Source organism: uncultured Intestinimonas sp., from assembly GCF_944387725.1.
Taxonomy (GTDB): Bacteria; Bacillota; Clostridia; order Oscillospirales; family Oscillospiraceae; genus Intestinimonas.
Genome location: NZ_CALXGA010000070.1, coordinates 1 through 10,919, shown reverse-complemented (window position 1 = coordinate 10,919; position 10,919 = coordinate 1). Strand labels below are relative to the sequence as shown.

10 protein-coding genes are annotated in these 10,919 nt (G+C 57.9%); 6 read left to right on the top strand and 4 right to left on the bottom strand.

Annotated elements, in window-relative coordinates; all coding sequences use genetic code 11:
• Positions 1–498, top strand: a 498-nt coding sequence (locus Q0K09_RS09190; RefSeq protein WP_294475566.1) for a hypothetical protein, incomplete at its 5' end; no start/stop codon positions are given.
• Between the two features lie 617 nt (positions 499–1,115).
• Here the strand turns inward: Q0K09_RS09190 and Q0K09_RS09185 are convergent.
• A complete protein-coding gene (locus tag Q0K09_RS09185; RefSeq protein ID WP_294475564.1) occupies positions 1,116–1,589 on the bottom strand; it encodes a nucleoside deaminase in 474 nt (157 codons plus the stop codon).
• Positions 1,590–1,757: 168 nt separating this feature from the next.
• Between Q0K09_RS09185 and Q0K09_RS09180 the strand changes: the two genes are divergently transcribed.
• From Q0K09_RS09180 to Q0K09_RS09170, 3 genes are all read left to right on the top strand, one after another.
• Complete coding sequence (locus tag Q0K09_RS09180; protein ID WP_294475562.1) at positions 1,758–2,462, top strand: response regulator transcription factor; 705 nt, start codon at positions 1,758–1,760, stop codon at positions 2,460–2,462.
• Between the two features lie 176 nt (positions 2,463–2,638).
• Positions 2,639–4,789 carry a HAMP domain-containing sensor histidine kinase gene (locus Q0K09_RS09175; protein ID WP_294475560.1) on the top strand — a complete coding sequence of 717 codons (2,151 nt, stop codon included), beginning with the start codon at positions 2,639–2,641 and terminating at the stop codon, positions 4,787–4,789.
• 82 nt (positions 4,790–4,871) lie between these two features.
• Positions 4,872–5,453 carry an ECF transporter S component gene (locus tag Q0K09_RS09170; protein ID WP_294475559.1) on the top strand — a complete coding sequence of 194 codons (582 nt, stop codon included), beginning with the start codon at positions 4,872–4,874 and terminating at the stop codon, positions 5,451–5,453.
• Between the two features lie 6 nt (positions 5,454–5,459).
• On the opposite strand, the gene Q0K09_RS09165 is transcribed toward Q0K09_RS09170, so the two are convergent.
• Positions 5,460–6,080 (bottom strand): thiamine diphosphokinase, encoded by a 621-nt coding sequence (locus Q0K09_RS09165; RefSeq protein WP_294475557.1) that lies wholly within the window; start codon positions 6,078–6,080, stop codon positions 5,460–5,462.
• Between the two features lie 102 nt (positions 6,081–6,182).
• Between Q0K09_RS09165 and Q0K09_RS09160 the strand changes: the two genes are divergently transcribed.
• Complete coding sequence (locus tag Q0K09_RS09160; RefSeq protein WP_294475555.1) at positions 6,183–6,683, top strand: pyridoxamine 5'-phosphate oxidase family protein; 501 nt, start codon at positions 6,183–6,185, stop codon at positions 6,681–6,683.
• A gap of 341 nt (positions 6,684–7,024) precedes the next feature.
• Here the strand turns inward: Q0K09_RS09160 and Q0K09_RS09155 are convergent, their stop codons facing one another.
• The gene (locus Q0K09_RS09155) at positions 7,025–8,011 is read right to left on the bottom strand and encodes a restriction endonuclease subunit S (RefSeq protein WP_294475553.1); all 987 of its coding nucleotides are present in this window, start codon (positions 8,009–8,011) and stop codon (positions 7,025–7,027) included.
• Positions 7,998–9,854: an N-6 DNA methylase gene (locus Q0K09_RS09150; RefSeq protein WP_294475551.1), complete on the bottom strand. Its 1,857-nt coding sequence runs from the start codon at positions 9,852–9,854 to the stop codon at positions 7,998–8,000. The genes Q0K09_RS09155 and Q0K09_RS09150 overlap by 14 nt, the downstream gene beginning before the upstream one ends.
• Positions 9,855–10,200: 346 nt before the next feature.
• Here Q0K09_RS09150 and Q0K09_RS09145 point away from each other — a divergent pair, with 346 nt between their 5' ends.
• Complete coding sequence (locus Q0K09_RS09145; protein ID WP_294475550.1) at positions 10,201–10,614, top strand: hypothetical protein; 414 nt, start codon at positions 10,201–10,203, stop codon at positions 10,612–10,614.
• Positions 10,615–10,919 lie beyond the last annotated feature (305 nt).

Sequence of the window (10,919 nt, the reverse complement as noted above, 5' to 3'; positions counted from 1 at the left end):
GACCGGAATCTGGCCTATGACCAGTGGCAGACCGGCTACGACCGGCTCAGCAACAATTTGCAGACCGCCCTGGGGCTTCAGGACACGGGGTACAACCAGTATCTGGCCGCTCTGGACCAGTACAACACCGACCGGAACTTCGCCTACGGGCAGTTCCTGGACGAGCTGGCCAGCCAGGAGGCCGAGCGGAATCAGGCCCTGGAGAACGCCGTCCTGGCCGGGGAGTACGGGGATTACGCCTATCTGAACGGCCTGGGGGTCAACACGGACAACAACCCCGTGGACTGGGAGCGGCAGCAGCGCCTGGAGCAGCAGAATGACGAGCGGGAGCAGCAGCGGCAGGAGCGGGAGGCCCAGGCGCAGGCCCTGGCCCAGGCACAGGTGGACGCCATTCTCTCCGCCGGAGGGACGCCCAGCGCCCAGCTGCTGGAGCAGTCCGGGTATGCGCAGGAATATGTGGACGCCCTGCGGCGGTACTACCAGAACCAGGCGGGGTAGGAGATGGCCCCTTGAGGGTCCGGCTCCCAGCCGGACCCTCAAGGGGCCCCCTGCCCCCGCCGGGGTCCGGGCTTGACAGCCAGACCGGCGGCGGCTATGATAGAGTCAAACGAGAAAACCGGACAGGAGGAGGGACCGATGGCCGGGGAGAAGAAGGGCCCGCCGCCCTTCCAGGAGCTTCTGGAGCTGCGTACAGGGTGATGCCGGGGGGCGCGGCGATTCCCCGGAGGAATTTGCCGGGACCCTCCGGCGGCTGCTCCAGAGGACCGGGTCCCCGCGCATAGCAAAAGCCGGACGCCTGCTCCTGACGTCCGGCTTCTGCCAAAAGGAAAGAGGATACAATGAAATGAAAAGAAACTGTCTCTTGCAGGTATTATCCTACGCCAGAGTTATTAACAATCCAACCCGGAATTGTTACAAGAACATTAAATCTTCGCCCGGCCCTGTAAAATTCCTGTCATTTCGGGCAGCCGGGACGCCTGCCGGAGAAAACGGACAGGAGCGGCAGCTGACGCCGCCGCTCCTGCCCAGGATTGGAAGATAGAATGAAAAAGAGGAATCGTCTCTTGCAAGAGACAGCCTACCAGGATTTTGTTACAAAATAAGCCGCACAGTTGTTACAATTCTGTTAAATTCGCCGGAGCCCCCCGCAGCCCCTGGAAAAATTCCCGGAGCAGGCCGGCGCACTCCTCCCGGAGGACGCCGCCATAGACCCTGGGGTGGTGGTTGAAGTCCTCCATGAAGAGGTTGAGCACAGATCCGCAGGCCCCGGCCTTCTCGTCCCTGGCCCCGTAACAGACCCGGTCCAGCCGGGCGTTGAGGATGGCCCCGGCGCACATGGGGCAGGGCTCCAGGGTGACATAGAGGGCGCAGCCGTGGAGGTTCCAGCCGCCCCGCCGCCGGCAGGCGGCCCGGATGGCCTCCACCTCGGCATGGGCCAGGGCGTCCCCCCGGGCCTCCCGGCGGTTCCAGCCCTCCCCCAGAATGCCCCCGTCCCGGTCCACCACCACGCAGCCCACCGGCACATCGCCGGCGGCCAGGGCGTTCCGGGCCAGGGCCAGGGCCAGGCGCATATAGTCTTCCCGCTCCATTGCCGCCTCCTCTCCCCAGGCGGTCCGCCGCCCGGTCTCCTGTGCAGACAGGATTATACCACAGCGGCAGGAGAAAAGGAAGCGCTTTCGCGGCGCAGCCGCGCCGCGCGAATCAGGTTGATTCCGCAGGACGTGATTCCAATACTTACCCATGAGGAGGGACCCCCCTTGTACAACATCCTGATCTGCGACGACGACCGGGACATCGTCTCCGCCCTGGACATCTACCTCACCAGCGACGGCTACCGGACCTTCCACGCCTGCGACGGCCTGGAGGCCCTGAAGATGGTGAGGGACCACGACATCCACCTGGTTCTCATGGACGTCATGATGCCCAACATGGACGGCATTCGGGCCACCGCCAAGCTCCGGGAGACCGAGAACATCCCCATTATCCTCCTCACCGCCAAGAGCGAGGACGCCGACAAGGTCCTGGGGCTGAACATCGGGGCCGACGACTACATCACCAAGCCCTTCAACCCCATCGAGGTGCTGGCCCGGGTGAAGAGCCAGCTCCGGCGGTACACCACCCTGGGGGGCCGGCAGAGGGCGCAGGACGCCCCCCAGGTCCTCCGCAACGGCGGCATCGCCCTGGACGACGCCGCCAAGTCGGTGACGGTGGACGGTGAAAAGGTCTCCCTCACCCCCATCGAGTACAACATCCTCCTGCTGCTGATGAAAAACCCCGGCCGGGTCTTCTCCTCCGGCCAGATCTATGAGCTGGTGTGGAACGACCTCTCCCTGGGCTCGGAGGGCACGGTGGCCGTCCACATCCGCCACCTGCGGGAAAAGCTGGAGATCGACCCCTCCGACCCCCGGTACATCAAGGTGGTGTGGGGCCTGGGCTACAAGATGGAGAAGGCATCATCCTAGGGCTTGTTTGAAACATGTCAACATGCCCAACCGGCGGGTCTTTTGCCCCCTGGACGGCGCAATTTTTCCTTGCAATCCGCCAGGATTCCTGCAAAAAAATTGCTTGCCAGCGGCTCAAAATCCCTCGCTGCCGGACACGTCGCCCATTTTCAAACAAGCCCTAAAGGAGGAATCCTGTGAAACGCGTCTTCACCACTCCCGGGGGCCGGGCGGCCCTCTTCCTGCTGAGCACCCTCCTGTGCGCCCTGGCCTTCTGGACCGTATCCATCACCGCCAGTCAGTGGGACAACCTCTGGACCACCCAGCGCTACCCAGAGAGCTACAGCGCGGACCGGGTGCTCCGGGTCTATGAGTTCTACGCCCGGGAGGTGGAGGAGCTCCTCCAGACCGGGGCGGTCCAGGGTGGCCTGGACTACACCAGCCAGCAGCGCCTGGCCAATCTCCAGTCCTTTCTCTCCCCGGAGCGCACCAACTACCGGGTGGCCATCCACGGCCAGGACGGGACCCTCCACTACACCAACCTGCCCCAGGGGGCCTCCCTGGAGGACTGCCAGGCCCTGACCCTGGGGGAGGCCGTCCTGTCCTGGGGGGAGGACCTGGCCGGGTCCGACTACTTCTACTACGACGAGATTGCCGGCAAGACCTGGCTTATGGCCTGTCAGGAGAACGGGACCTATCTGCGCTGCGACCCCGCCGCCGACCCCGGAGGCTACAACGCCTACGGCTACCGGGCCAGCAGCGACGGCGCCTTCTGGTCCGGCAGCTACCTGCCCAAGGCGGACAGCCGCATCCACACCCTCACCTACACCATCCAGAGCGGGATGTGCTGGCCCTTGGCGGTCCAGGACTACTTCTCCGCCGACTACGCCGGCTACCAGGTCTTCCAGACCTATCTGCCCGCCATCGCGGCCACGGCCCTGGCCTCCGGGCTGGCGCTCCTCTGGTGCCTCTGGGCCCTGTGCGCCTGCGCCGGCTGCCGCCGGGACCGGGAGGGGCTGGCGCTCAGCCCCCTGGACCAGGTCCCCCTGGACCTGCTGGCGGCGCTGGCCGTTTTCGCCTTCTCCTTCCTCTTCTCCGCCGGGGACTCCGCCGCCTACGCCTCCAACCTCTCCGCCCCCCGGAAGACCGTCTTCGTGGGCCTGGCCTGCTTCACCCTGGCCGGCGCCGCCCTGTTCCTCCTGCTGGCGCACACCCTGGCCGTCCGCTGGAAGGCGGGGCATATGCTCCGCAATACCCTCGCCGCCCGCCTGCTGGGCTGGCTCCGCCGGCTGGCCTCGGAGGCCGCCGATAGCTGGAGCGCTGCCCGCAGGCCGGTCTGGACCTTCCTCCTCTACCTGCTGGGGACGGCTCTCACCACCCCCACCGTGGTGCTGGTCCCCTTCTACCAGGGCTTTGTCCTCTGGCGGCTGTGCCGGTGGGTCCGCCAGTGGCGGGCCATCCGGGAGGGCACCGGGCGCATCGTGGGGGGCGACCCCGACTGCAAGATCGACACCGCCCGCATGGACCGGGACCTGAGGGAGCACGCCCAGCAGCTCAACGACCTGGGGGCCGCCATCGCCAGCGCCGTGGAGGAGCGGCTTCAGAGCGAGCGGTTCCGGGCGGAGCTCATCACCAACGTCTCCCACGACCTCAAGACCCCCCTCACCTCCATCATCAACTATGTGGACCTGCTGAAAAAGGAGAAGATCCAGGACCCCAAGGCCCTGGAGTATCTGGAGGTGCTGGACCGGAAGAGCCAGCGGCTCAGGAAGCTCACCGAGGACCTGGTGGAGGCATCCAAGGCCGCCACGGGGGCTCTGACGGTGAACCCGGAGCGGCTGGGCTTCACCCAGCTTCTGGAACAGGCCCTGGGGGAGTACGAGGAGAAGTTCCGCAAAAGCGGCCTCACCCCGGTGCTCAACGCCCCGGACCACGAGCTCTATGTGGAGGCCGACGGCCGGCACCTGTGGCGGGTCCTGGACAACCTCCTGGGCAACTGCGTGAAGTACGCCCTGGCAGGCACCCGGGTCTATCTGGACGTGGGGGACTGGGAGGGCAGCGTGGCCCTCTCCATCAAGAACGTCTCCCGGGACCCCCTGAACCTCCCGGCGGAGCAGCTCATGGAGCGGTTTATCCGGGGGGACGGGGCCCGGACCACCGAGGGCTCCGGCCTGGGCCTCTCCATCGCCCGGAGCCTCACCGAGCTCCAGGGGGGCGTCTTCCGCCTGGACATCGACGGCGACCTCTTCAAGGCGGTGGTGGCCCTCCCCGCCTGCCGGGAACCCCTCCCCCCGGACCAGGGACCCGGGGTCCCCTCCGGTCTGACCAGGGGGCGCAATCTGACCTGATAAAAAAGATGAAAACTGGCATTTGTGTTAGGACCAGTTTGGCGGTATACTGTCAGCAGCTGAAAAAAGGAAGTGTTTGCGGATGAATCAGAAAACCGACGTCCGGCGGATCGCCTTTCTGGGGCTGATGACCGCACTGGTCTTTGCCGGGAACTGGGCCCGGATCATGCTGCCTGTGCCGGTGGGGGGCATCCCCTCCTTCACCCTGGCCAATATCCTCTGTGTGCTCTCGGGGCTCCTCTTCGGACCCGCCGGGGGGATCGCCTCCGGCCTGGGCTCCGCCCTTTACGACCTCACCAATCCCGCCTGGGCGGCGGAGAGCTGGATCACCCTGCTGACCAAGGGGGCCATGGGGCTCACGGCCGGGGCGGCAGCCGCCCTGGGCCGGGGCGCCCGGAGGGAGCGGCCCGCCTCCTACCGCCGCTGTCTGGCGGCGGCGGCCGCCGGGTGCCTGGCCTACTATGTGCTCTACTACCTGAAGAACTTCTTCTACAACGGGATGCTGCTGGGGGGCCTCCAGCCCGGGGCGGCGGCGGCCGCCCTGCTGGCCCTGATCCCCACCAGCCTCTTCAACGGCGGTCTGGCCATCGCGGCCGCGCCGCCCCTGGCCATCGCCATCCGGGCCGCCCTGGAGCGCAGCGGCCTGACCCTCAGGCGGGCGTGACGGCCTTCAGCCCTCATACCACAGCACCAGCAGCCGCCCCCGGCGGACGGAAATCCGGCTCTCCACCCCCAGAAAGGCGTTGCTGACCCCCAGGGGGTAGTCGCAGGTGAGGACGCCGCCGGTGAGGGTGTATTGCAGCCCCTGGATGTCCACCCCCTCCGCCCGGTCCCCCAGGCAGAAGACCGATACCGTCCCCCGGCGGCCGGCCTCCAGGGTCAAAGCGCCGCCGTCCAGGACGGTGGCGGTCCAGTCCGCCCCGATCAAATCGCCCCGGCCCCCCTGCCGGGCCAGCCAGGCCAGGGACTGAAAATTGGCCAGGGTGTGGTCGATGCGCCCGCCGGCGCCGCCGTAGAGCCGGAAGGTCCGGTAGCCCCGCTCCCAGCCCAGGGCCAGGGCGGACTGCATGTCGGTGTCGTCCTTTTCCACCGGCAGGGTCACCACATGGGGGTGGTCCGGCACATGGCCCAGGGAGTCGAAGTCCCCCACCACCAGGTCCGGGGCAAGGCCCAGGCCCTTCAGGGCGGCGAAGCCCCCGTCGGCGGCAATCACCAGGTCCCCGGGGCCCGGCGTGAGGCCCCGGGGGTGGAAGTCCCCCGCCCCCACCACATAACACACCCGCTGTTCCATCCAAATTCCTCCCTGTTTCCCGCCGGCAGGCGTGAGTCTTGACATGTCAGATAAAATGTAGTATAACAGGGGGGATTGAACTTCGCAAGGAGGAGAGCGAGTATGTTCCCAGAAATGCGGCGCAAGCGCCAGCAGCTCAGCCGGGAGGAGGCCGAGGCCGTTCTGACGCGGGGGACCTCCGGGGTTCTGGCGGTGGCGGGAGCGGACGGCTACCCCTATGCCGTGCCCCTGAGCTATGTCTATCAGAACGGCAAGCTGTGGTTTCACTGCGCCAAAAGCGGCCACAAGCTGGACGCCATCCGGCGGGAGGACAAGGCGTCCTTCTGCGTCATCGACCAGGACCAGGTGGCGCCGGAGGAGTACACCACCTATTTCCGCAGCGCCATCGCCTTCGGGCGGGTGCGGATTCTCGAGGACGCCGGGGAGATCCAGGCGGCCATCGACCTGCTGGCCCGGCGCTACGCCCCTGGGGACAGCCGGGAGCACCGCCAGGCGGTCATCCGGCGGGAAGCCGGGGCGATGTACATGCTGGAGCTGACGGTAGAGCATCTGACGGGCAAGGAGGCCAAGGAGCTGCGCCTGGCCCGGCGGGAGGAACCGTAAGGCCGGCCAAACAGTCAAACGAGATGCCGGCCGCCCCAAGGGGGCGGCCGGCCATAAAACAGGATCGCGCGATCGCGCAACACACCGTCACGATGGGAGGGCGCAAGCGGTCTGTCCGTTCGCGCCCCCCTGTCCGCCATAGAGAAACGGCAGGAAAATCTCAACAAATAAAACGATCTATATCTCTTCTAGGGCTTGTTTGAAAATTGGCGATGTGTCCGGCAGGGAGGGATTTTGGGCCTCTGGCAAGCAATTTTGACCCAGGAATCCTGGCGGATTGCAAGGAAAAATTGCGCCGTCCAGGGGGCAAAAGCCCCGCCGGTTGGGCATGTTGACATGTTTCAAACAAGCCCTAGTACTTGATCAAAACTGTGCATCACTTTATCTATGTTATACGAAAGAACATAATCAGGTGGATATTCAGGTAGTAAAATAGCTTTGAGACGATCTCCTTTTGGCTTTCTTCCATAAGAAAACTTATAGCGATTTTTGGTTATGCAGCACGAGTAGAACAGTTTCTCTTGTAAACCCATCTCTCTTTTGGGTATTAAAACAGATATGTTGCTGTTTGCTGCAAATTCAAACGTTGCTACATAGGAAAATGTATGGCTGCCCTGCCCGTCAGTTGATACATATAACGTTTCCTTTGGAAAAACTTTTTCTTTTGGAATAAGGTTTCTATTGACATATGCATCTATACTTGTCTCTTGACGATAGGACGGTCTAATATATGGAATCCAATTTTCGTTTATTTTCACTTTATTCCTGATTACTTGCGAAGAAGCAATCCCGTTCTCGACAAAAAACAATTCCTCAAGTGGAACGCACTTGCCGCTTTGATGATAGGGAATTCTATTTACAGGAAATTCTATTTTATATCGAAACTGCTTTCCATACTCTTGGAGTGAAAAGGACCTTACATAATCTGGTATACTCTCTATCGTTGGGATATGCAAATCCGGCAGGGTTACATTTGCCTGTCTTCCGTAGGAAAATTTATATTTATTTTTTCGCAGACAGCAGCAATAGAATAGCTTCTGTTCATTTGTCATAGGCACTTTTGCAGTTAAGTAATATAAATCTCTGCCAGAATAGTAGGGAGAAAGCTGCAAAAAAGTTTCCATGACAGACCCGCCGCCCGCCACTGTAATCGTTCCCGCAGGCAAAGGTTCGACTGTACTTATTTGTTTTACTTTTGCCGATACGCCATTGTTTTTTGATGTTCGAGAAACAAAATTTATTCCATTGTTATCCTGTGTTAGTGCGTTTAATTCTAAATTCACGCCATAGCTGACAAAAAACAAATCGCTGACTTTACAAGTCTTCACTTTCCTCCCCTTCTCCTATCAATCCAGACATATTCATCAAATGAAACATGAGGAATCTTTTTACGGTATCTTCATAATCCTCAAAAGAAAGCTTGTCGTAGTCGGTTTCTAAATACGCTTCAACGCACCATTCATCTTTTTCCGTAACTTCCCGCATGAAACTAAATCCATCGATTATTTCACGATTTCTATATGCTGTAACCCATCTTTCGCGTATTTCGTCCCAAGTATGCTTTGCGTCAATGCGCCCCTTATTTTTCACCTTTATAAATCCGTCATCACGACAATATGCAAACCATGTCTTTTTCCCTTTGGGATGAGGCTTATGGGCTGTAATAATTACAGTACAAGTGACAGTGTTCACTTTTGAATTATGAAATAACTCTTCAGGCATTGATAATACGGCTTCAAGCGTATGCTTCTCCAAAACTCTTTTCCTTAAATTCGTCGCTGTCATACTTTTTTCAATGACACAGCTGATTGGGATAATTGCGATGCAAGTTCCGCCAGGCTCTAATGCGTCTAAGTTGTTCAAAATAAACTCAAATTCTTCTATATCAGATGCCTTCGTTTTGTAGGGAGGATTGAGAAAACCGACAGTTGGTTTGAATTTCTGCTTAATTTCCTTGATTTCCTGGAAACAATCCCCCCAATAGATGTTAGTTCTTCCGTCGCGGTGGATAATCATATTTGAAATTAGCAAGGTATATATATCATCTTGAAACTCAATTCCAATAAGCTGATTTTCTTTTATGCTTTTTTCTTTTCCTTTATCGCCTTTTGCATCAATCAGCATACGTTTTATAGCGCTAATCAGGAAGCCGCCTGTCCCGCAGCAATTATCGAGTACGACACTATTTTTGTCAACTCCAGCTAATTCTGCAAATAAATCTGTAATATGTGGCGGTGTTAAAACGATTCCTAAACCTTTGTCATTATTAGCGTAGCGTAAAAACTCAACATAGAATTGACTTACAGTATCAACATATTTATGTGTGATCATAAATCCATTTATTTCGCGGTCAATCTCATCAATTAAATCCTCAAGAAATTTTTTGCCATCCTTCTTATCCGTTAATGTTGAGTTTGTTTTGATAAATGCAAACGCGTGTGTTAATACAGCAACTTTCCTTTGCGCGACTTCTCCCGTCGATAATTGACCATCAATAGATGTATACAGGGATTTTATGAGCTGATCCACATTTTCATGTTTTTTATAGCTGTCTTTGAATGCTCGATCTTTGAGCGCAATCAGTATACCGCTAATTAACAGCGCCCTTTGAGATTCTTTGATTTTCTTTGCATGGAGAGTCTCATTCAGTGTTTTTGTGTATGCAATCAATTTAGCGTAATCCTGATTAAATTTATAGTTGCTTTGTTGTATACCATCAAAATACGCTTCAATAGAAAGAATTTTATCATCAAAAATAGGATGGGCTGTCTTCTCTTCTTTTAGTTGCAGATAATGTGAAATTCTAAATTTATCAGTGTATTCCCCACTAACGCCAATAGCCAATACATCAAATTCCTTTGAAAGAAATGAAGCATATAGCAATGCGCCGTCAACAGCATAATCAGCATAATGATCCATAGTATTACTAATATGTCTATTGATATCAGCTTTTGCTTCAACGACTATGATTAGTTCGGGATATTTTTTAGAATAAATAATAAAATCGGGAAACCCGTTTTTATTTCCACGCTTTGAAGCGTTTTTCATGAGGCTGTCAATTTTTGCGTTATCACTTTTTTGCTCTTCAACTATTGTATCAGCATCGTCATAATATTTCGCTTTTCTGAGCAGTTCTCGAAATATAATGGAAGTTTTCGCTTCGTTTGCCATTGTTACGCCCTCATTCTTTCTCAGTAAGCTAATTATGCTCTGTTTTAAGTATAGCATGGCAAAAACAGCAGCGCAATATAATGTTGCTTTTTTTCGTGATATTCGTGGTTGTAAATCCAAAAACTATCTGACTGAGCCATAAAAAACTTGTGACTTTTTATTTGGAAAAAACAAAATACGGTGTTGTGTGGAAGCTTATGCTGTTTTATATGTGTGCCGCCCCGGCGCCCCATGGTGGGAGCGCACAAATTTTCTCTGGCGGATTGCCGCGAAATCTGCTAAAATATAAAAGATAGACAGATATGGCCCGCACCCCATGGGGCGCGGCGGAACAGGAGGCGGCAGCGTGGCGGCGGGAAGAGAGTTGGGCGTCAGGGTGTGGGAGAAGTGGAAGGCGGCGCTGCCGGTCAACCTCTTTTTCCTGGTGCTCTCGGGGGTGATGATGGGGGGCTTCGGAACGGAGTACGCCCTGACCATCGCCGGGATTACGGTGCTCTTCCAGCTCCGCATGGAGGAGGAGAACAGCCTGGACTACTGCCTGCGGCTCTTTGCGGGCAATCTCCTGCTGTGCGCCCTGGCCATGGCGGCCAGCCTCCATGTGGTCCTGTGCGTCCTGCTGAACCTGGCGGTGCCCTTTACCCTGGTCCTCCTCCAGAGCGACCAGTTCAGCCCCAAGGGGTACTTCCCCTATCTCATGTGCTTTGCCTTTCTGGAGCTCCGGCCCCCGGCCCCCCGGCCTTTGGGACCCAGCTGCTGGTGATGGCCCTGTGCACCCTGGCGGCCGTCGCGGCCCTGGCGGCCCACGCCCGCTGGGTCCGCAGGCCCAAGAGCGGCGTCCAAAACGCACGGGAGAGCGTGGCGCACCTGGCGGACCTCCTGGTCCCAGGGGGAGGGGGAGCACATCTTCAACCTGCTGGGTACCCTAGGGCTTGTTTGAAAATTGGCGATGTGTCCAGCAGCGAGGGATCTTGAGCCGCTGGCAAGCAATTTTTTTTGCAGGAATCCTGGCGGATTTCAAGGAAAAATTGCGCCGTCCAGGGGGCAAAAGACCCGCTGATTGGGCAT

Coding starts and splice junctions, on each gene's coding strand:
- Q0K09_RS09185 (WP_294475564.1), bottom strand. CDS start 1,589: ATGGAGCGGGAAGACTATATGCGCCTGGCCCTGGCCCTGGCCCGGAAC.
- Q0K09_RS09170 (WP_294475559.1), top strand. CDS start 4,872: ATGAATCAGAAAACCGACGTCCGGCGGATCGCCTTTCTGGGGCTGATG.
- Q0K09_RS09165 (WP_294475557.1), bottom strand. CDS start 6,080: ATGGAACAGCGGGTGTGTTATGTGGTGGGGGCGGGGGACTTCCACCCC.
- Q0K09_RS09160 (WP_294475555.1), top strand. CDS start 6,183: ATGTTCCCAGAAATGCGGCGCAAGCGCCAGCAGCTCAGCCGGGAGGAG.
- Q0K09_RS09150 (WP_294475551.1), bottom strand. CDS start 9,854: ATGGCAAACGAAGCGAAAACTTCCATTATATTTCGAGAACTGCTCAGA.